The sequence below is a fragment of the Pseudonocardia terrae genome, from assembly GCF_021343995.1.
GTDB classification, from domain to species: Bacteria; Actinomycetota; Actinomycetes; order Mycobacteriales; family Pseudonocardiaceae; genus Pseudonocardia; species Pseudonocardia terrae.
Genome location: NZ_JAJTTE010000038.1, coordinates 16,846 through 39,799, shown reverse-complemented (window position 1 = coordinate 39,799; position 22,954 = coordinate 16,846). Strand labels below are relative to the sequence as shown.

Here is a 22,954-nt window from a genome sequence, read left to right as displayed (position 1 = left end):
CGCTGTGAGCATCGACGAGCTGACGCCGTGGGCGAGGGCGCTGCCCCGCCCGGTCGACGAGCAACCGTGGTCGCGGCAGTTCGAGGCCCGCGCCGCCGAGCGACCCGACGCGGTCGCCGTGGTCTGCGAGGACGACTCGTGGACCTACGGCGAGCTGAACGAGCGCGCCAACCGGCTGGCCCGGCTGCTGCGGGCCCGTGGGGTCGGGGCGGAGGACGCGATCGGCCTGGCCCTGCCCCGCGGCCCGGAGCTGGTGGCAGCGGTGCTCGCGGTGCTCAAGGCGGGAGCGGCCTTCCTCCCCCTGGACCTGGACCACCCGGCCGAGCGGATCGCCTACCTCCTCGCGGACTCCGGCACCGGTCTGGTGCTCACCACCACCGAGCTCGACGGTGAGCTCCCGCCGGGGACGCCGACGGTGCTCCTGGACACCCCGGGCACCCTGACCGAGCTGGTCGGGCTGTCCGGGGCGGACCTGGTCGACGTCGAGCCGGCGCTGGACCAGGCCGCGTACCTGATCTACACCTCCGGCTCGACCGGCCGGCCGAAGGGCGCGGTGCTGACGCACGACGGCATCGGCAGCCTCGTCGCCACGGCCCTGGACCGGGTCGGGGTGGACGCCGGGAGCCGGGTGGCCCAGTTCGCGTCCATCGGGTTCGACGTCGCGGTCTGGGACCTGACCATGTCGCTGTGCGTGGGCGGGACCGTCGTCGTCGTGCCCGCGCACCGCCGCGTGGCCGGCCCGGAGCTCACGGAGTACCTGCTCGCCCACCGGGTCACGCACATGATCCTGCCGCCCTCGCTGGTCGCGGCGCTGCCGGTGGACGCGCGGCTGCCCGAGGGGGCGGTGCTGATCGTCGGGACCGAGACGGTGCCGCCGGAGGTGCTGCGGCGCTGGACCGGCCCGCTGCGCGTGGTCACCGCCTACGGGCTGACCGAGGCGACGGTGAACTCCACGCTGTGGACGGCGGAGCCGGACTGGGACGGCCCGGCGCCGATCGGGCGGCCGGACCCGAACACCCATGCCTACGTCCTCGACGAGATGCTGCGCCCGGTCGGGGTGGGTGAGGTCGGCGAGCTCTACATCGCCGGTCGCGGTCTCGCCCGGGGCTACCGGGGTCGGCACGGGCTCACGGCGTCGCGGTTCGTCGCCGACCCCTTCGCCGGCGGAGTCGACGGTGCGGGGGCCCGGATGTACCGGACCGGGGACCGGGCCCGCTGGCGCGCCGACGGCATCCTGGACTTCCTCGGCCGCGCCGACCAGCAGGTCAAGCTGCGCGGCCACCGGATCGAACCGGGTGAGATCGAGGCGGCGCTGCTCGCGCAGCCCGGCATCACCCAGGCCGCGGTCCTCGTCCGCGAGGACGAGCCGGGCCGGAAGATGCTGGTCGGGTACGTGGTGCTCGACGGCGGGGACCGCGCCCGGGCGCGCGCCACGCTCGCGGAGACGTTGCCCGAGTACATGGTCCCGACGGTGCTCGTACCGGTCGCCGGCGGGCTCCCGATGACCCCGAACGGCAAGCTGGACCGCGAGGCGCTGCCGGCACCGCAGATCGAGGCGGGTGGCGGGCGCGCGCCGCGCGACGACGCCGAGCGGCGCTGGTGCGCGCGGCTCGCCCGCTCCCTGGACCTGCCCGAGGTGGGCCCGGAGGACGACTTCTTCGCCCTCGGCGGGGACAGCATCACCGCGGTCCGCGTGATCCGGGCCGCGCACGCGGACGGGCTGCGCGTGCGGGTCCGCGACCTGATGGAGCTGCGCACCCCCGAGGCCCTCGGGGCGCGCTTCCCCGTGGCCGACCAGCCCGGGCGGGCCCTGGTTGCCGAACCCGTGACGCTCCTCGATCCCGAGGTCGCCGCGACGGTGGGGGCGCGGTTCGGGGTCGGCGCGGAGGCGGTGTTCCCGGCCGCGCCGCTGCAGGCCGGGCTGTACTTCCAGTCGCTGTTCGACGGTGCGGACGACGCGGACCCCTACACGGCCCAGCACGTGTTCGAGTTCGACCGCCCGCTCGACGTCGCGCGGCTGCGGCGGGCCTGCGCGGCGCTGCTGGACCGTCACCCGTTCCTGCGCGCCGCGCTGACCGGGGAGGGCGCTCCGTTCCCCGTCCAGGTCGTGCTCCCGCACGCCACGGTGCCGGTCGAGGTGACCACCGCGGCGGACGAGGACGCCGTCCGAGCGCTGGCCGTCGAGCAGCGGGCCCGCCGGTTCGACCTGGCCGCACCGCCGCTGTTCCGCCTCCTGCTGGCCCACCTCCCGGACGGCCGGTCCCGGCTCGTGCTCACCCAGCACCTCACGGCCTGGGACGGCTGGTCCCAGCACATCCTGCTCGAGGAGCTGTTCACCCTCCTCGGCGACGACCGCGCGGTGCTCCCCGAGCCGCCGTCGCACCTGGACCACCCGCGCTGGCTGGCGAGCCGGGACGACGAGGCCGCCCGGGACGCCTGGCGGGACGCGCTGGCCGGGCTCGACGCCGGGACGATGGTGGCGGGGACGCTGGTCGCGGGCCCGGAAGCGGTCCCCGCGGAGGTCCTGCCCTCGGTCGCCGAGCTCGCCCTGTCCCCCGAGGCCGACGCGGAGGTGCGGGCCTGTGCCCGCACCGTGGGGGTCACCCTCAACACGGTCCTGAACACCGCCTGGGCGATCACCCTCGGCGGGTTGGCCGGGCGGACCGACGTGGTCTTCGGGGCCACCGTCGCCGGTCGCCCACCCGAGCTCGCCGGCAGCGACCGGTCGATCGGCATGTTCCTCAACACCGTGCCGACGCGGGTCCGGCTCGACCACGCCGAGACCGTGGGTGCCCTGCTGCGGCGGGTCCAGGCGGAGCGGACCCCGCTGGTCGAGCACGAGCACACCGGCCTGGCCGAGATCCAGCGGGCCACCGGCCTGCCGACGCCGTTCGACACCCTGTTCGTGCTGCAGAACTTCCCCAAGATCGAGGCCGGCGCCCTCTCGGCGGTCGGGGCGCGCTACGTCGACTACGCCGACGCCACGCACTTCCCGCTCGCCCTCGTCGTCGCGCCGGAGGGGACGCTGCGGTTCACCCTGCAGTACCGGCCGACCGTCCTCGCCCCGGAGACCGCGACCGCGGTGCTGCAGCGCTTCGCGGCGACCGCCTCGCGGCTGCTCGCGGCGGTCGACGAGCCGCTCGGACGCCTCGACGTCCTCGCCCCCGGCGAGACCCCGGAGCTGCCCGGGACCTGGTCCGAACCCGAGCAGACCGTGGCCGAGGAGCTGGCGCGGACCGCCGCCGCCCGGCCGGGCGAGACCGCGCTGGTCTTCGGGTCCGAACGGCTGACCTTCGCCGAGCTGGACGCCCGGATCAACCGCCTCGCCCGGCTGCTGCAGGCACGAGGTGCCGGCCCCGAGGAGGTCGTCGCACTGGCGTTGCCGCGCGGGATCGACATGGTCGTCGCCCTGTTCGCCGCGATGCGCACCGGAGCCACCTACCTGCCCCTGGACCCGGAGCTCCCCGCGGCCCGGTTCGCGACGGTGCTCGCCGACGCGAAGCCGGTCTGCGTCGTCGCGGCCGGCGCCGACCAGCCGGCCGATGCCGCCGACGTGCTCCCCGACGTGGCCGCCCCCGGCGTTCCCGCAGTCCGGCTCGGTACTCCGGAGATCGCGGTGGAGCTGGCCTCGCTGTCGGCCGAGGCGCTCGCGCCCGTGCCGAGGGCAGCGGACCATCCCGCGTACCTGATCTACACCTCCGGCTCCACCGGGACCCCGAAGGGCGTGCTGGTGCCGCACCGCGGCCTCGCCGGCATGCTGGCCCACTACCGCGCCGCGATCATCCCCCGCGCCGCGGCCGACGGGCGTCGGCTGCGGGTGGCGCACACGACCGCGTTCTCCTTCGACATGTCCTGGGACGAGCTGTTCTGGCTGGTCGACGGGCACGAGCTGCACGTGTGCCCGGACGAGGTGCGGCGTGACGCCCAGCAGCTCGTGGCGCTCTGCCGTGCCGCGGCCGTCGACGTCGTCAACGTGACCCCCACCTACGCCCGTGCCCTGCTCGACGAGGGCCTCCTCGACGGCGACCGGGCACCGAGGCTGCTGCTCCTCGGCGGCGAGGCGGTCACCGGGTCGATCTGGTCGGCGCTGCGCGACGCTCCGCGCATCGAGGGCATGAACCTCTACGGCCCCACCGAGTTCTCCGTCAACGCGCTCGGCGCGGCGGTCGGCGCCAGCGCGACCCCGACGGTCGGACGGCCCGTGCTGGGCGCACGCGTGTACGTGCTGGACAGCGCGCTGCGGCCGGTGCTCGACGGCGCCCCCGGCGAGCTCTACCTCGCCGGTCCCGGCCTGGCGCGGGGCTACCACGACCGGCGCGGGCTGACCGCGGAGCGGTTCGTCGCCGATCCCTTCACCGCCGGCGAACGGATGTACCGCACCGGCGACCTGGTGCGCCGCCGGCCCGACGGCAACATCGACTTCCTCGGCCGCACGGACGACCAGGTCAAGGTGCGTGGGTACCGGATCGAGCTCGGCGAGATCGTGGCCGCGCTCGAGGCGCACCCCGCCGTGGCGCAGGCGGCCGTGGTCGTCGACGCGCCGGCAGGCGGGCCGGCTCGCCTCGCGGCCTACGTCGTGGCGGCCCCGGAGGCCGCCTCGTCGAGCGCCGGCGAGCTGGTCGACGTCCTGCGGGCGCACCTGACCGCGGTGCTCCCCGCCCACATGGTTCCGCCGGCGATCGTCGTCGTGCCCGGGCTGCCGCTGACCGTGAACGGGAAGCTGGACACGCGGGCGCTCCCCGCGCCCGGCTACGCCGGTGCGGGCGGACGGCCCCCGCGCACCGAGCCGGAGCGGGTGCTCTGCGCCCTGTTCGCCGAGGTGCTGGGCGCCACCGGCGTGAGCATCGACGACGACTTCTTCGGGCTCGGCGGCGACAGCATCAGCTCGATCACGCTCGTCGGGCAGGCCCGCCGCCGCGGCCTGGTGCTCACCCCGCGACAGGTGTTCGCCGGCCGCACCGCCGAGGCGTTGGCGCGGGTCGCCGCGATCGACCATGCCTCCGCGGCCGTGCGCGCGCCGGTGGCGCCGTTCGACCTGGTGACGCTCGATCCGGCGGACCTGGAGGGCCTGCGGAAGCGCTTCCGGGACGTCGAGGACGTCTGGCCGCTCTCCCCGCTGCAGGAGGGCCTCTACTTCCAGTCGCTCTTCGACGCCGCCGACGACACCGCGCTCGACGTCTACACCGGGCAGACCCGCTTCGAGCTCGACCACCGCGCCGACCTCACCCGGCTGCGCGGGACGGTGCAGGCCCTGCAGCGCAGGCATCCGACGCTGCGATGTGCGTTCGTGGACCCGGGCGACGGCGTCGTGCAGGTGGTGCGAGGCGGTGTCGGCGATCCGCTGACCGAGCACGATCTCTCCGAGCTGGACCCGGCCGCAGCGGAGCAGCGGGCCGCCGCACTCGCGCACGCCGACCGGACCCACCGGTTCGACCTGGCCGATCCCCCGCTGTTCCGCGTCAGCGTCCTGCGCCTGCCCGGCGGTGTCGACCGCCTCCTGGTCACCTACCACCTGCTGGCGTGGGACGGCTGGTCGCACAGCACCCTGTTCACGCAGCTGTTCACCCTCTACGCGGGCGCTCTCCCGGACGAGGTCTCCCCGACCGGGAGCTACCCGGAGTACCTCCGCTGGCTGGCGGAACGGGACTCCGACGGCGCGCGGGCGGCCTGGGCGGCGCAGCTCGCCGGGCTGGACGGGCCGACTCTGGTCGGCCCGACGCTCGTCGGGCCGAGCCGGCCGGCCGCGATCCCGAACCGCACCACGATTCCGGTGTCCGAGGCCGCCGCGATCCGCGCCGGCGCCCGCGATTGCGGGGTCACGCTGAACACCGTGCTCAACGCGGCCTGGGCGCTGGTCCTGGGCGGGCTCACCGGGCGCGACGAGGTGGTGTTCGGCACCACCGTCGCGGGTCGTCCCGCCGAGCTGCCCGGGTCCGAGCAGGTCGTCGGGCAGTACCTCAACACCGTGCCCACCCGCGTCCGCACCGACCCGGCCGAGGCGACCGGGCACTTCCTGCGCCGCCTGCAGGACGAGCGCCTGGCCATGGGCGAGCACGAGTACCTCGGCCTGGGCGCCATCCAGCGCGCCGCCGGCCTGCCGGTCCTGTTCGACACCCTGTTCGTGCTGCAGAACTTCGCCGACATCCCGCAGTCCACCCTCGACGCGGCCGGGGTGGTCGGGCGCGGGCACGTCGACGCCACGCACTACCCGCTCGTCCTCATCGCGACCCCGGGCCCCGAGCTGAGCCTGACCCTGGAGCACGACGCCGCCGTCTCCGAGGACGCCGCTCGGCTCCTGCTCGAGCGCACCGCGGCCGTCTCGGCCGCGCTGGTCGCCGACCCGGAGCAGCGACTCGCCCGGATCGACCTGCTCACCGCGGAGGAACGGGTCGCGCTGCGCGAGGACCCGATCGCCCGGCCGTCGAGCACCGAGTCGGTCGCCGAGATCCTGGCCGGCACCGCCGCCGCCCACGCCGACGAGACCGCCCTGGTCTGCGGCGACGAGCAACTGTCCTTCGCCGAGCTCGACGCCCGGATCAACCGGCTGGCCCACCTGCTCCTGGCCCGGGGGGCCGGGCCGGAGCGGGTCGTCGGGCTGGCGCTGCCGCGCGGGGTCGACATGGTCGCGGCGCTGTTCGCGGCCCTGCACACCGGCGTCGCGTACCTGCCGTTGGACCTGGAGTACCCGGCCCGGCGGCTGGCGACCATGATCGCCGACGCTGCGCCCATCTGTGTCCTGACCAGCGGAGAGACCGCGCTGCCGGAGGGCGTGCCGATCGTTCGGCTCGATGACCCCGACGTGCTCGCCTCGCTCCCGGCCACCCCGCCCGCGCCCTTCGCCGCGGACGATCCCGACCGGCTGGAGCACCCTGCCTACCTGATCTACACGTCCGGTTCGACGGGGACACCCAAGGGCGTCGTCACGCCGTACCGCGGGCTGACGAACATGCTGGCCAACCACCGGGCGGAGATCTTCGAACCCGTCGTGGCGACGACCGGGCGGCGCCTGCGCATCGCGCACACCGTGTCCTTCTCCTTCGACATGTCCTGGGAGGAGCTGCTGTGGCTCGTCGAGGGTCACGAGGTGCACGTCTGCGACGAGGAGCTGCGCCGCGACGCCCGCGCGCTGGTCGACTACTGCCGTGACCGGCGGATCGACGTCGTCAACGTGACGCCGACCTTCGCCAGCGCCCTGCTCGACGAGGGTCTGCTGGACGCGGAGCCCCGGCCCGCGTTGGTGCTGCTCGGCGGCGAGGCGGTGACCGACTCCGTGTGGGCGGCGCTGCGGGACGCCGACGGGGTGCTCGGCTACAACCTCTACGGCCCCACCGAGTACACGATCAACACCCTCGGCGGCGGCACCAGGGACAGCGCCACCCCGACCGTCGGGCGCCCGATCCACCACACCCGCGCGCACGTGCTGGACGGGGCGCTGCGGCCGGTGCCCGCCGGCTGTCCCGGCGAGTTGTACATCGCCGGCGTCGGCCTCGCCCGCGGATACCACCGACGGGCGGGGCTGACCGCGGAGCGGTTCGTCGCCGATCCCTTCGGCGAGCCCGGCGCGCGGATGTACCGCACCGGCGACCTCGTCGTGCGGCGGCCGGACGGGAACATCGACTTCCTCGGCCGCGGGGACGACCAGGTCAAGATCCGCGGGTTCCGGATCGAGCCCGGCGAGATCGTCGCGGCGCTGGAGTCGCTGGAGCAGGTGTCGCGCGCGGCCGTCGTCGTGCACGCCCACCAGCCCTCCGGGGTCACGCGGCTGGCCGGGTACGTCGTCCCCGGGACGGTGGACGTGGACGCGGTCCGGGGACTGTTGGCCGAACGGCTGCCTGCCCACATGGTCCCCGCCGCCCTGGTCGCGGTGCCGGAGCTGCCGCTCACCGTGAACGGGAAGCTGGACGCCGCGGCACTGCCGGCGCCACGGTTCACGTCCAGCCGCCCCCGCCGGGCGCCGCGGACCGAGCCCGAGCGGACGCTCTGCGGCGTGTTCGAGCAGGTCCTGGGCGTGCAGGACGTCGGGGTGGACGACGACTTCTTCGAGCTCGGCGGGGACAGCATCCTGTCGATCGGGCTGGTCGGCCGTGCCCGTCGGCAGGGGCTCGGGCTCAGCCCGCGGCTGGTGTTCGAGCGCCGTACGCCCGAGGCGCTCGCCCTGGCCGCCGAGATCGCGCCGGGCGCCGAGCGCGCCCCGGACTCCGGGGTGGGCCGGGTGCTGCCGGTGCCGATCCTCGCCGGGCTGCGCGACGACGCCGTCGGGATCGACGGGTTCTTCCAGTCCCTGTGCCTGCGGACCCCGACCTCCGATCCCGCCGTGGTCACCGCGCTGCTGCAGGCCCTGCTCGACCGGCACGACCTGCTGCGCGCGCGGCTCGACCGGGCCGACGGCTGGGCGCTCCACGTCCCGGCGCCCGGCACGGTGTCCGCGGCGGATCTGCTGACGGTGTCGGAGGCGTCCCTCGAGGACGCCGAGGAGCAGGCCGTCCGGCGGCTGGACCCCGACGACGGGATCATGCTGCAGGCGGTGCTCCTGGGCCGGCGGCTCCTGCTCGTCGCCCACCACATCGTGGTCGACGGCGTGTCCTGGCGGATCCTCGCCGAGGACCTCGCGGATCTGTGGCGCCGCCACGTCGCCGGCGAACCGCTGGTGGCCGAGCCGGTGCCGACCTCCTTGCGCACCTGGACCGAGGCGCTGCACCGGGAGGACCGCGAACACGAGCTGGAGCGCTGGCGCCGCGAGCTCGCGCCGGCCGATCCGGTCGCGGACCGGCCGCTCGATGCCGTCCGGGACACCATCGCCACCACCCGCTCCCTGACCCTCACCGTCCCGGCGGAGGTCACCGGCAGGGTGCTCGGCGAGGTCCCGGCGGCCTTCGGCGGCACCGTGAACGACGTGCTGCTCACGGCGTTGGCCGTCGCGCTGCGCGGCGAGGGCGCGGTGCTCGTCGACCTGGAGGGGCACGGCCGCGAGAGCGCCGCGATCGACGAGGGGCTCGACCTCTCGCGCACCGTCGGTTGGTTCACCACGATCGCGCCGGTCCGGCTCGACCCCGGGGTGTCCTTCGTGGACTTCGTGAACGGCGGGGTCGCGATGCCCGCCGCGGCCAAACGGGTTCGCACGCAGATCGAGTCCCGGCCCGACCGCGGGATCGGCTACGCCGTCCTCCGGCACCTGCGCGGGGCTTTCGCAGGAACCGCCGTGCCCGAGGTGCTGTTCAACTACCTCGGCCGCTTCGGCGGTGCGGACGGGCAGGACTGGTCGCCCGCCCCAGAGCGTCCGGAGCTGGGCGAGAAGGCCGATCCGAGCACCGCCGCCGGGTACGCGTTGGAGATCAACGCCGAGGTGACCGACGGAGAGCTGTCCGCCACGTTCGCCTGGCCGGCGGCCGTACTGACGGAGGCGCGGGTCGCCGAGATCGCCCGGCGCTGGTCCACGGCTCTGGCCGCGCTGGCCCGGCACGCCCCGGAGCCCGGGGCGTGGGGGCCGACGCCGGTCGACTTCCCGCTCGTCCCCCTGACCCAGGCCGACGTCGACACGCTGGTCGAGGCGGTTCCCGGCGGGCTCGCCGACGTCTGGCCGCTGACGCCGCTGCAGCAGGGCATCTACTTCCACTCCCGGTACCACGCCCACAGCGAGAGCGACCCCGACGGCTACATCGTCCAGTACGTGCTCGAGCTGGCCGGCGCGCTTCGCCCCGAGCAGCTGCGGACCGGGCTGGCCACGCTCACGGCGCGGCACCCGGCCCTGCGGGCGTCGGTCCACGAGACCGCCGCGGGCGGCCTGGTGCAGGCCGTGGCCCGAACCGTCGAGGTCCCGCTGACGGTGAGCTCCGCCGACGTCGAGACGCTGGCGCGGGAGGAGCGGAGCCGGGCGTTCGCACTGGACCGGGCGCCGCTGCTGCGGGTCGGGCTGCGGTCCGAGGGGGACGTGCACAGCGTCGTCGTCACGCTGCACCACCTGGTGGCCGACGGCTGGTCGCTGCCGGTGCTGTTCGAGGACCTGCTCGCGATCCTCCGGAACGAGGATCCGGCGCCGGCGCCGTCCTACCGGGAGTACCTGCGCTGGCTCACGGCGCAGGACACCGCCCGAACCCGCACGGCCTGGCGCCAGGCCCTCGGCGGGGTCACCGAGCCCACGATGCTCGGCACCGCCCTCCCCGCGGACGCCGCACCCGTCGCACCGTCCGTGCTGACCGACACGGTGCCCGCCGAGGCGTTGTCCGCGCTCGCCCGTGAGCGCGGACTGACGCTGAACACGCTGGTCAGTGGCGCATGGGCGGTCGCGGTCGGCGCGCTGACCGGGCGCGACGACGTCGTGTTCGGCGCCGTCGTCTCCGGCCGCGACGCGGACGTCCCCGGCATCGACGCGCAGGTCGGCCTGTTCATCAACACCGTGCCGGTGCGCGTGCACTGGTCTCCCGCCGACCGGGCGGTCGACGCGCTGCTGACCCACCAGGGCGAGCAGGCGGCGCTGCTGGGTCACCAGTACCTCGGGCTGGCCGACGCGCAGGGCGGCGAGCAGCTGTTCGACACGCTGTTCGTGTTCGAGAACTTCCCGCCCGGCGCGGATGTCCCGCCGACCGACGGGTTGCGGATCACCGGCATGGGCGAGTCGGTGGAGGCGCGCACGCACTTCGCCGCATCCCTGCAGGTCTTCCCCGGCGACGACCTCGTCCTGCGGCTGCAGTACGACCCGCGCCGGGTCCCGGCCGGGCGGGCGGAGCGGCTGCACCAGGTCTTCCGGTCCGTCCTCGACCAGCTCGTGGCCGACCCGTCACGGCCGATGGGCCGGTTGGAGCTCCTCTCGGGAACCGAGCGGGCTGCGTTGGAGGCGGGCTGGTCCTCGACGGCGCAGGACATCCCGGAGCTGACGGTCGCCGAGCTGCTCACCGCCGATCGGCCCGACGAGATCGCCCTGGTCTGCGGCGACGAGCGGCTCACCGCCGGCGAGTTCGACGCCCGCGTCAACCGGCTCGCCCGGCTGCTGCTGTCGCAGGGTGCGGGGCCGGAGCGGGTCGTCGCGCTGGCCCTGCCCCGGTCGTCGGACGCGGTGGTGGCGCTGTTCGCCGTGCTGCGTACGGGCGCCGCCTACCTGCCCCTCGACCTGGACCACCCGGCCGAACGGTGGGCCGTGATGCTCGCGAACGCCCGCCCGGTCTGCGTGCTCGCGGCCGGCGCGGGGATCGAGCGGTTGCCCGCCGGCGCGCCCTGGATGTCTCCCGACGCGAGCGACTTCTCCGCCGCGCCGCTCACCCCGGCCGAGCTCGGCTCCTTCGCCCCGGGCACACCGGGGAGGCTGGAGCACCCGGCGTACCTGATCTACACGTCCGGCTCGACCGGCACGCCCAAGGGCGTCGTCACCCCGTACCGCGGGCTGACGAACATGCTGGTCAACCACCGTGCGGAGATCTTCGCGCCGGTCGTCGCGGCGGCCGGGCGGCGACTGCGGGTCGCGCACACGGTGTCGTTCGCGTTCGACATGTCGTGGGAGGAGCTGCTCTGGCTCGTCGAGGGCCACGAGGTGCACGTCTGCGACGAGGAGCTGCGTCGGGACGCCCAGGCGCTGGTCGCGTACTGCGCCGAGCACCGCGTCGACGTCGTGAACGTGACCCCGACCTACGCCCGCACCCTGCTCGACGGCGGCCTGCTCGACGGGCCGCACCGGATGCCGTTGGTGCTGCTCGGCGGCGAGGCGGTCAGCGACTCGGTGTGGTCGCGGCTCGCGGAGACCGAGGGCGTGCTGGGCTACAACCTCTACGGCCCCACCGAGTACACGATCAACACCCTCGGCGGCGGCACCACGGACAGCGCCACCCCGATCGTGGGCACCCCGATCCTGAACACCCGCGCGTACATCCTGGACGGTGCGCTGCGTCCGCAGCCGCCGGGATCCCCCGGTGAGCTGTACATCGCGGGCGCGGGGCTGGCCCGCGGCTACCACGACCGGCCCGCGCTGACGGCGGAGCGGTTCGTCGCCGACCCGTTCGTCGAGGGTGGGCGGATGTACCGGACCGGGGACCTCGTCGTCACGCGGCCGGACGGGAACATCGACTTCCTCGGCCGGACCGACGACCAGGTCAAGATCCGCGGCTACCGGGTGGAGCCCGGGGAGATCGTCGCGGCGCTCGAACGCCATCCCGCGGTCGCGAGCGCCGCGGCGACCGTGCACCGCCGCGGCGAGGCGCGGATCGCGCACCTCGCCGGGTACGTCGTGGCTCCTGCGGATCTCGACGTCACCGAGGTGAAGGCCTACCTGGCGTCGCAGCTCCCGTCGCACATGATCCCGACGACGCTGGACGTCGTGCCGGAGTTCCCGCTCACGGTCAACGGGAAGCTCGACGTGGCCGCGCTCCCCGCCCCGGCACTGACCGGCGCGCGGGAGCACCGCCCGCCCCGAACCGAGGCGGAGCGCAGCCTCTGCGTGCTGATCGGCAGGCTGCTCGGGGTGCCCGAGGTCGGGATCGACGACGACTTCTTCGAGCTCGGCGGGGACAGCATCAGCTCGATCGCGCTGGTCACCCAGGCCCGCGCGCACGGGCTGACGTTCCGGCCGCGCGACGTCCGCGCCGCCCGCACCGTCGAGGCGCTCGCCGCCCTCGGCGTGAGTGGTGCGGTCGGGGCGCCGCAGGCGGACGCCCAGGGCATCGGCGTGCTCCCGGCGACACCGATCATCAGCTGGTTGGCCGAGCTCGGCGCACCCGAGACGATCGGGGCGTTCCACCAGGCCATCGCACTGCGGACACCCGCCGGGGCGGACGCCGAGTCGCTGGTTCCGGTACTGCAGGCGGTGCTCGACCGGCACGACATGCTTCGGGCCCGCCTGCTCCGCTCGGTCGACGGCTGGGCGCTCGAGGTGCCGGAGCCCGGCACGGTCCGCGCCGAGGACCTGCTCACGGTGGTCCCGCCGAACGCGACGCCGGTCCTCGAGGACCAGGTCGAGGCGCAGCGCCTGCTCGCCGCGAACCAGCTCGACCCGGAGCGCGGGGTGATGCTGCAGGCGGTGCTCCTCGAGCCGGGGGTTCTCCTGCTGGTGGCCCACCACCTGGTCGTCGACGGGGTGTCCTGGCGCATCCTGACCGACGACCTGGCGGAGGCCTGGGCCCGGCACACCGCCGGGGAGCCGATCGCGGTGCCCCCGGTCGGGACGTCCTTCCGCACCTGGGCGCGATCCCTGGCCGTCGCGGGCCGGGACGGGAGCCGGGCCGCCGAGCTGCCCGGCTGGCGGGCGACCGCGCGATCCCGGCCGGGGACGTTCGCCCGCACTCCGCTCGACCCGGACCGGGACACGGCGGGCACCGTCCGCGAGCACTCCCTGGTGCTGCCCGCGGAGTGGACCGCCCCGCTGCTGTCCTCGGTCCCGGCGGCCTTCGGCGCGACGATCAACGACGTGCTCCTCGCCGCACTCACGCTCGCCGCGGCCGAGTGGCGGCGCCGCACCGGGCGCGCCTCCGGCGACGGAACGCTCGTCGCGCTGGAGGGGCACGGTCGCGAGGAGCACGTCGGGGACGTCGACCTCACCCGGACGGTCGGGTGGTTCACCACGGCGTTCCCGGTCCACCTGCCCCCCACGACCTGGGCGGACCTGGAGGACCCGGCTGCGGTCGTCGCCGCCGTCGCTGAGCGGTTGTGCGCGGTCGCCGACGGCGGGCTGGGCTACGGCGTGCTGCGCTACCTGGATCCGCGCGGCCGCAGCGAGTTGGCCACCGCCTCGCCCGAGATCCAGTTCAACTACCTCGGCCGCTACTCCGACGCCGCCTCTCTCCACACCACCGGCGAGGAGGCCGACTGGCAGACCCCGGCCGGGGTCAGCCCGCTCATGGGCGGTCGGAGCGGGGCCATGCCCGTCGGATATCCCCTGGTCGTGGACGTGCTCGCCACGGACGACGAGCTGCACGCGTCCTGGGAGTGGCCCGCGGCGGCGTTCGCCGAGGACGAGGTGCCGGAGCTCGCCGAGCTCTGGTTCGAGGCGTTGCGCGGCCTCGTCCGCGCGGTGGGGGGTTCGTGATGCGCGTCGTCTTCCTGGGCTACATGACCTGGGGGCACCGCACCCTCGAGGCGATCCTCGGGGCCGGGCACGAGGTACCGCTGGTGATCACGCACCCGGACAGCGACGACCCGTACGAGACGATCTTCAACGACTCGGTCGCGGAGCTCGCCGCCAAGCACGACATCCCCGTCCTCACCCGCACGCGCGCGAACGACGAGGAGGTCATCGCACGGGTCCGGACTGCGGAGGTGGATGCGATGGTGGTGTCCAACTGGCGCACCCGCCTGGCCCCGGAGGTCTTCACGATCCCGCGGCTGGGCACGGTGAACGTCCACGACGCGCTGCTGCCCGCGTACGCCGGGTTCGCCCCGCTGAACTGGGCGTTGATCAACGACGAGCCCGAGGTCGGCGTCACCGCCCACATGATGGACGCGGACTTCGACGCCGGCGACATCGTGCTGCAGTGGGCGACCCCGATCGCGGAGGACGACACCGTCGTCGACCTGTTCGACCGGACCCTGGCGATGTTCGGGCCCATCACCGTGGCCGGGCTCGCCGAGCTCGCCACCGGCCGGACGGACTGGACGCCGCAGGACCGCGGCAGGGCGAGCTACTTCCACCGGCGCAGCGACGTCGACAACAGGATCGACTGGACCTGGCCCGCCCGCGACCTCGCCAACCTCGTGCGCGCCCAGGTCGATCCGTACCCCAACGCCTGGTGCCTGCACGACGGCGAGCGGCTGCGGATCCTGGAGGCCCGCGCCACCGACCGGCCCTACGGCGGCACCCCGGGGCGGATCTTCATCCGGGACGACGACGGCGGCGTCGTCGTCGTCGCGGGTGCGGAGGCCCGCCGGGGCCGCAACCCGGGCCTGTCGATCCGACGGGTGCGGACGGCGGGCGGGCGCGAGCTCTCCGCCCTCGAGTACTTCACGGCGATGGGCGGCTATCTCACGTGAGCGGTTCCGTCCTCCGTGGATCCGTGCTGGGCGGTTCGATCCGCGCCTTCGGCGGCCGGGTCGGCGCGGCCACGCTGTTCTTCTGCGGCCACCAGATCGGCGAGGCGCTGGTCCCGGTCCTCGTCGGCGCCGTCATCGACTCCGCCGTGCGCACCGGCGACCCGGCCGCCCTGCTCGGGTGGCTCGCGCTGCTGGCGGTGGACTTCGCGTTCCTGTCCACCTGCTACCGCCTGGGTGCCCGGCAGGCCTGGATCGCCGACGTGCGCGCCGACCAGCGCCTGCGGCTGCTCGTCGCCCGCCGACTGCTCGACCCCGCCGGCGGTGGCGAGGCCGGACGCCTGCCCGGCGAGCTCGCCTCCATCGCCACGTCCGACACCAAACGCGTCGGGCTGGTCAACTTCGCCTTGCCCATGGGACTGGCCGCGCTCGCGTCCCTGGTGGTCGCCGCGGTGGCCCTGGTGCGGATCTCGGTGCCCCTCGGGCTGCTCATCCTGCTCGGCACCCCACCGGTCCTGTACCTCGTCCACCTCTTCGGCCGGCCCCTGGAACGGCGCAGCGAGGCCGAACAGGAACGCGCCGCACGCGCCGCGGGCATCGCCGCCGACCTGGTCTCGGGCATCCGCGTCCTCAAAGGCCTGCGGGCCGAGCCCGCCGCGATCCGCCGCTACACCCGCGCCAGCGCGGACTCGTTGACCGCGACCCTGCGCGCCACGGGCAGCCAGGCCTGGTTCTCCGGCACCGTGCTGATCGTCAACGGCACCTTCCTCGCCGCGATCGCGCTGGTCGGCGGACGCCTGGCCGCGACCGGCGAGATCAGCGTCGGGCAGCTGGTGAGCGCGGTCGGGCTCGCGCAGTTCCTCGTCGACCCCCTCCAGGAGCTGGGCTGGGTGAACGAACGGCTGGCCCAGGCCAGGGCCTCCGCCGCGCGGATCGCCGGGATCCTCGGCGCCCGTCCCGCCGTCGCCGGCGGCTCGGCGGCGCTGCCCGAGCGGGTCGCCGGAGCCGTCCAGGTGCGGGGCCTGCAGCACGGACCGTTGCGCGGGCTCGACATGGACGCCCGCCCCGGGGAGCTGCTCGGGGTGGCCGCGGCCGACGCGGGGGACGCCGTCGCCCTGCTGGACTGCCTGGCCCGCGAGGCCGATCAGGAGCGGGGCACGATCACCCTCGACGGGGTCCCGCTCGGCGACTACCCACCCGAGACCGCACGCTCGGCGGTGCTGGTGGCCGCCCACGACACGGCGCTGTTCACCGGGACCGTGGCGGAGAACGTCACCGCGGCCGGCCGCGACCCTGGGCCGGCCCTCGCCGCGGCCCGCGCCGACCAGGTGCTCGAGACACTGACCGCGGGCGCCGACACCGTCGTCGCCGAGCAGGGGCGGACGCTCTCGGGTGGGCAGCGGCAGCGGATCGCACTGGCCCGGGCGCTGGCCGCCGACGCCCCGGTGCTGGTGCTGCACGACCCGACCACCGCCGTCGACTCCGTCACCGAGTCGGAGATCGCCGACGGCCTCGCCACCCTGCGCCACGCCCGCACCACCCTGCTGGTGACCAGCAGCCCGGCCCTGCTCGCCGTCGCGGACCGGGTCCTGCTGGTCGAGGGTGGGCGCGTCGTGGCCGAGGACCGTCACGACCGGCTGCTGCGATCGCACCCCCGCTACCGCGAGGTGGTGACGGGATGAGCGGGCGTGCGCTGCTGCCCGTCGCCACCCCCGCGCGCATCCGGGTGGTGGTCGGCACGTTGCTGCGCCCACACCGCGGCCGGGCCGTGCTGGCCGTGGTCGCGCTCGCCGGCGGGGCCGGCGCCGGGCTGCTGGTCCCGCCGTTGCTCGGGTGGATCATCGACCTGGTCACGGCCGGTGCCGGGCCGGATGCGATGACCCGGCCCGCCGCTCTGCTGGTGGCGGTGGCCGTGGCGCAGGGCCTGCTCGCGGTGCTGGGGGTCGCGCAGACCGCCCGCGTCGGGGAGATCGTGCTCGCGGCGCTGCGCGAACGCCTCGTCGAGCGCACCCTCGGCCTGCCGCTGGAGCGGATCGAGGCCGCCGGGGCCGGGGACATCGGATCCCGGGTGACCGAGGACGTCGCGCAGGTCGGCGAGGCAGTGCGCGAGGGCGTGCCCGCCCTGGCCCGCTACGGACTGGTCATCGTGTTGACCTTCGTCGGGCTCGCCCTCCTCGACTGGCGCTTCCTGCTCGCCGCCGTCGTCGGGCTGCCGATCCAGGTGCTCACCGCGCGCTGGTACCTGCGCCGCGCCACCCCGGTCTCCGCCGAGCAACGCGTCGCCGCCGGCGCCCAGCAGCAACAACTCCTCGACACCGCGACGAGCCTGCCCACCGTGCGGGCGTTCCGGCTCGGTGACCGGCACGGCGAGCTCGTCCACGACCGCTCGCAACGGGTCGTCGACCTCGCCCTGTCGGTGGTGCGGCTGCAGAACGGCTTCTTCGGAAGGCTCAACCTCGCCGAATACGTCGGCGTCGCCCTCGTGCTGGTCACCGGGTTCTGGCTCGTTCGCACCGGGGCCGTGTCCCTCGGCACCGCCAGCGCCGCGGCGCTGTACTTCATCGCCCTGTTCAACCCGCTCAACGAGGTCCTGCTCCTGCTGCAGACCGTCCAGGCGGCGGGCGCCGGCCTGGCCCGTATCGTCGGCGCCGCCGACCTGCCCGAACAGCGCCGTTCGGAGCCGGTCCGCGGCACCGGACCCGCCCACGTCCGCGCCGCCGGGCTGGTCTTCGGCTACCCGGGCGTCCCCGCCGTGCTGGGCGGTGTCGACATCGACGTCCCCGCGGGGACGCGGCTCGCCGTCGTCGGCCCCAGCGGAGCGGGCAAGACCACGCTGGCGAAGGTGATCGCCGGCGTCCACGAGCCGAGCGGGGGCACCATCGGGCTCGATCCCGCTGCGGTCGTCCTGGTCACGCAGGAGGTCCACGTCTTCGCCGGCCCCGTGGCGGACGACCTGCGGCTGGCCCGGCCCGAGGCGTCGGAGACCGAGCTGCGCAGCGCGCTCGCCACGGTGGACGCCCTCGCCTGGGTCGATGCCCTGCCCGGGGCCCTCGCCACGGTCGTCGGCGACGGTGGGCACGGTCTGACCGCCGTGCAGGCCCAACAACTGGCCCTCGCCCGCCTCGTCCTCGCCGATCCCCCGGTGGCCATCCTCGACGAAGCCACCGCCGAAGCAGGCAGCGCAGGCGCGCGAGCCCTGGAAGCCTCCGCGCGACAGGCGCTCGCGGGACGGACCGCGCTGGTCGTGGCACATCGCCTCAGCCAGGCCACCGACGCCGACGCCGTGCTCCTGCTCGACGGGGGCAAGGTGGTCGAGTACGGCTCCCACGCGGACCTCCTGGCCGCCGACGGACCGTACGCCGCTCTGTGGGCGGCATGGTCGGGAAGCCGCTGAGCCCATCCCGGCCCTCGTTCCGGAGCCACGTCACCAGCCGCCGATACCCGCGCGACGTCGGAACTCGCCGCTGTCGACGCTGATGACGTTCTCGCACACGAGCAGCCAGAACTCGTTCCCGTCGCCCTTGTCGACAGGCGGAGACCGAGTCCGCGCAGAAGCCCTCGATCTGTCGACGTAACAGTGAGATCGGACGACGCGCTGTCCCGATGACCACGAGTGTGAGCCGGAGGACTCCTGTTGGCGCGACGGATGGGTGGCAAGGGTGGCGGTAACAAGAAGGGCAGCAGCGGCGGAGGTTCGACGCTCGCCCTCGGCCTCGGCATAGCACTGCTGGCCAGCGCCGGGATGGCGACGGCGGTCGGGAACGCCGCGTCGTCCGGGGCTGCGACCGTCGCAGCCGGTGGCAGCCCCGGGACGGGGAGCGGGTCGCTGGTCGGCAGCGCGAACTCGACCGCGGCGGAGACGCGCATCGTCGGGCAGGGCGTCCGCCTCAGCGCCAAGGTCACCGACGACTCGGCGGACTGCGTGACCAGCTCCTACGGCCAGGTCCAGGACTTCTTCCGCCGGACGCCCTGCACGGCGCTCCATCGCGCCTTCTTCGAGCTGCGCGATCAGAAGAGCGACGCCGCCGTCGTCTCGGTGGCCTGGGTCGAGATGCCCGACGAGTCGAGCGCCCGTGCGCTCAACCAGCTCATGGACACCACCGGTACGGGGAACGTGACCGAGCTGTCCCGGGAGCGCAGCAAGTACCGCACGGTCCGCTACACGGGCGACTCCTACGCCTCCCGACAGGACGGCCAGGTCGTCATCAACGCCCAGGCCGAACCCGTCGCCCGACGGTGGACAGGGGTCGACCTCAGCAGCATCGCCACCACCGCCGCGCAGTAGTCGGCGGCGGCACGCGGGACGTCGAGGACCGCGCTCGATGTGCAGACCGAGCGCGGGCCAGGACCCGATGATCTCCGGTGAAGATCGCTCCGCCGGAGGCCCGTGGGGTCTGACTGCGGACTAGCGTGGAGCCGCCTCGGGGAGTGCCGACGCCCCGGAGTCCGGCACCCCGGCGTACTCGGGCAGCTCGATCCCGTTGAGCGCGCGCTCGACGAGCTCCATGAGTGCCTCCACGTCGGGCTCCGGGCTCGACGCCGAGTCCGGGCCCGGGGCTTCGAGGCTCTGCACGTGCATCCGGCCGATCTCCTGGTTGGCCTCGACGAACGGGCGCATCCGCGCCTCGTACGCGGCGAACCCGGCCTCCGGGTCCCATCCGGCGGCGGCCAGCTCCCCGGCCAGCAGGTACGCGCCGACCAGCGCCAGCCCGGTGCCCTGCCCGGACATCGGCGACGAGCTGAACGCCGCGTCGCCGAGCAGCCCCACCCGTCCGCTCGACCAACGGTCCATGACCACCTGCGCGACCTGGTCGAGGTAGAAGTCCGGGGTGTCGTCGAGGTGCTCGAGGATGCGCGGGGTCAGCCAGCCGAAGCCGGCCATCCGGTCGCGCAGCAGGCGCTTCTGGGCCGCGACGTCGCGGTGGTCGACGTCGAAGTCCGGCGAGGGGAACGACATCATCGCGATCGCCCGCGTGGCGTCCCGGACGGGCCGAAGACCCGCAGAGCGCCCCGAGTCCTGGTAGTCGAGCAGCCAACGGTCCAGCCCGAACTCGTTGGGCACGCTGTAGAAGGCCAGCACCAGGCCCAGGTGGCGGACGTACTGCTCACGCGGCCCGAACACCATCGCCCGCAACGCCGAGTGCAGCCCGTCCGCCCCGATCACCAGGTCGAAGCGCCGCCGGTCCCCGCCGGCGAAGACCACGTCGACCCCGTCAGCATCCTGGGTCAGCTCGGCGATCCGGTCGCCGAAGACGTACTCGACGCCGTCGCGGGTGTCGTCGTAGAGCACCTGGGACAGGTCCCCGCGCAGGATCTCGATCTCCGAGATGTACCCGTCGCCGCCGTCGTCGTCCGCGCGGTAGGTCTCCACCACGTTCCCGTCCACGTCCAGGGTGTAGGCACCGGCGGTGTCGGTGCAGGCTGCGCGCACCGCCGCGTCCAGCCCCATCCGCCGGATGACCTCCTTGGCCACCCCCCGCGCGTCCACCGCCTGCCCACCAGGACGCAGCTCGGGGGCCCGCTCCACGACGGTCACCTCGGCACCTCGCCGGCGCAACCAGTGGGCCAGCGCGGGCCCCGCGATGCTCGCCCCCGCCACCAACGCCCTGATACCGCTCACCCGTGCCTCCTTCGTCGGCTCGTCGAGGAGAAGACACCCACGATGCTCGAAAATCATCGCCTGCTCGGGACCTGCGGCGAAGTTCCGGCCGTGGGTCAGGCGCGCCAGCGGCCTTGCCGGCGGGGACCCGATATCAGTTCGCCGGCGGGGCCGTGCGGCCCGAGTTGCCCGTCGGGGTCTGGAGGCGGAGGCGCTGCTCGGCCCGACGCTCGAAAAGCTGATCCTGGCGCCGTCGCTCGCGGATCCGCAGCAGCACGAGCATCGAGATGCCATACGCAATCCCGACGACCACCAGCGCAATGCCGAACTTGGTGACGATCGGCACGTCGATCGTCGACAGGAGGGCCAGGACGCCCAGCGTGAGCAAATGGAAGAGCACCGAGAGCAGAGTGTTCAGCGAGCGAGCGGTTTCGTTGCTCTGGAACACCTCCTCGAGGAAGGGTTGGCCGCGGCGGAGCAGCACCTGCCCGATCACCACCGTCAGCACGACCGCGGCGATGAGGTAGAACACGTACTCACTGGTACTCATCGTCTCTCCTTCGGGGCCACCGTGCGGCGACCGACCCTTAGACGTTTACCCATTCGCGCCGGCTGTACGCCCCGTCGTGGCCGGCTGGTGGTTCGCCAACCCGCTCAACGCAATGGGCTGGAGGTGGGCAGCCCCGCCGCCGGCGGGAACCGTCCGCCGCGACCCCGTGCTCCCGGGGGACTCAGGGCCGCCCTCGCGAGGCCGCGCACCATGGCGACTCCGTGCGCCGGATCAATGTGAGCGACCCTGCGAGTCTGCGCGGATCGCGCCGTCGGGCCGAGCTGGTCAGGCAAGTCGTCACCGTATCGGCCGCTCGGCCCATGCACTCGCGTGATGTTCTTCAATGTTCAGAGCCCTGCCAGACAAACCGACCGGTCGCGCGGCGGACGCAGTGATCCAGACTAGTCGAATGCGCCCTGCAGAATTCTGGCCAACGTTTCCGTCAGGACCTGGGTACCGCGGCAGAGGTCCTCGTCATGGGTGAATTCCGACTCCGCGTGAGAGATTCCGTCCACGCTCGGGACGAACAACATGACGGTGGGGACTCGATCTTTCATGTTGGTCGAGTCGTGGCCGGCCCGCGTCCGCACTTCCACGCTGGCCAGTCCCAGGTCGGTGGCGACCGACCGTGCCAGTTCCACGCCTTCCGGCTGGTAGACCTGGCCCCTCCACGTGTGTGCGTAGGTGCGGTTGATCGTCACGTCCGCCTGCACCTCGATCTCGGCGAGCCGCACGCGGAGAAGTTCGTCTGCCTCGGCGAGCAGCTCGTCGGACGGCGAGCGCAGGTCGAGGTGCATGTGCACCTCTCGGGCGACGACCACTGGAGAGTTGGGGTAGACGGTCAGCTGCCCACAGGAGGTGTGCAGATCAAGACCGAAGCGGTCGGCGAGCTCGCGGACCGCGACCACGACGAGCGCGGCGCCGTAGAGCGCGTCCCGGCGATCCGCCATCGCGGTCGCGCCGGTGTGCGCCTGGCTGCCGAGCACGGAGAGCTCGTACTTGTTGGCCGCCCAGGTCGAGTCGACCAAGCCGATCCCGATGCCCGCCTTCTCCAGCTCGCGACCCTGTTCGATGTGGATCTCCGCGTAGGCGGCGACGGCGCGTCGCGCGTTCTCACCGAAGACGTCTGCCTCTCCCCGGGCGCCCATCGCGTCGAGGGCCTCGCCGACCGTGACCCCGCCCACGTCGGTCGTGGCCAGTGCCTGTTCGAGCGGAAGCGCCCCGGTGAACACCCCACTACCCATCATCGAGGGCTTGAACCTCGAGCCCTCCTCGTTGAACCAGTCCACGACGGCGATGTTGTAGCGGGGCCGATCGTGGACCGCCGCGTAGTGCCTGCGCAGCCGCTCCGCGGCGTGCGCCGCGGCAAGCACACCGTAGGCGCCGTCGAACCGCCCGCCCCGTGGCTGGCTGTCCAGATGTGACCCCGCAAGCACATAGGGCGCCCCCGGCACCAGCTCCAGCAGGCCGAAGAGGTTGCCGACGCGGTCCTGCGCCACGGTGAAGCCCCGCCCAGCCAGCCAGGCCTGCAGCCAGGCGCGGGTCTGGCCGTCCTCGGGGGTCGCGGCCTGGCGCTCGACGCCGCCCGCGGGTGTCGCGCCGATCGCCGAGAGCGCGGCGAAGTCCGCGAGCAGAGCAATGTCGTCGGCCTGCTCGACGTCGACGACGACGCGTCCGTGAGTGTTGCTCATCAGGTACCTCCGTCCGATGTGCTCAGTCCATGATCGTCTGAGGTGCAGTGGCGCTCTCGGGAATTGCGTTGTCGTCATTGGCGGCGGGGGTGCGATGCACTTCGGCGCGTTGGATGGAGCAGGCGGACCGGACCCCGCCGAGTCCAGGCAGCTGCCCCGGCTCCGTCAGGT

At 74.1% G+C, this 22,954-nt stretch carries 7 protein-coding genes and 1 pseudogene; 5 read left to right on the top strand and 3 right to left on the bottom strand.

Annotated elements, in window-relative coordinates; genetic code table 11:
• Nucleotides 1-7: 7 nt before the first annotated feature.
• From LWC33_RS23410 to LWC33_RS23390, 5 genes and pseudogenes are all read left to right on the top strand, one after another.
• Nucleotides 8-14,005, top strand: a pseudogene (locus tag LWC33_RS23410) (amino acid adenylation domain-containing protein); the annotation flags it as partial.
• A complete protein-coding gene (locus tag LWC33_RS23405; RefSeq protein WP_233306597.1) occupies nt 14,005-14,946 on the top strand; it encodes a methionyl-tRNA formyltransferase in 942 nt (313 codons plus the stop codon). The pseudogene LWC33_RS23410 and the gene LWC33_RS23405, both read left to right, overlap by 1 nt.
• Entirely contained in the window at nt 14,943-16,625 is a 1,683-nt protein-coding gene (locus LWC33_RS23400) for an ABC transporter transmembrane domain-containing protein (protein WP_233306596.1), read from the top strand. Before LWC33_RS23405 ends, LWC33_RS23400 begins: the two co-directional genes overlap by 4 nt.
• Nucleotides 16,622-18,337, top strand: a complete 1,716-nt coding sequence (locus LWC33_RS23395; RefSeq protein ID WP_233306595.1) for an ABC transporter ATP-binding protein — start codon at nt 16,622-16,624, stop codon at nt 18,335-18,337. Before LWC33_RS23400 ends, LWC33_RS23395 begins: the two co-directional genes overlap by 4 nt.
• A 240-nt stretch (nt 18,338-18,577) precedes the next feature.
• Nucleotides 18,578-19,228 (top strand): hypothetical protein, encoded by a 651-nt coding sequence (locus LWC33_RS23390; RefSeq protein ID WP_233306594.1) that lies wholly within the window; start codon nt 18,578-18,580, stop codon nt 19,226-19,228.
• A gap of 120 nt (nt 19,229-19,348) precedes the next feature.
• On the opposite strand, the gene LWC33_RS23385 is transcribed toward LWC33_RS23390, so the two are convergent.
• The 3 genes from LWC33_RS23385 to LWC33_RS23375 form a co-directional block, all read right to left on the bottom strand.
• The gene (locus LWC33_RS23385; RefSeq protein ID WP_233306593.1) at nt 19,349-20,563 is read right to left on the bottom strand and encodes an FAD-dependent monooxygenase; all 1,215 of its coding nucleotides are present in this window, start codon (nt 20,561-20,563) and stop codon (nt 19,349-19,351) included.
• A gap of 133 nt (nt 20,564-20,696) precedes the next feature.
• Complete coding sequence (locus LWC33_RS23380) at nt 20,697-21,092, bottom strand: hypothetical protein (RefSeq protein ID WP_233306592.1); 396 nt, start codon at nt 21,090-21,092, stop codon at nt 20,697-20,699.
• Between the two features lie 401 nt (nt 21,093-21,493).
• Complete coding sequence (locus LWC33_RS23375) at nt 21,494-22,783, bottom strand: M20 family metallo-hydrolase (protein WP_233306591.1); 1,290 nt, start codon at nt 22,781-22,783, stop codon at nt 21,494-21,496.
• Nucleotides 22,784-22,954 lie beyond the last annotated feature (171 nt).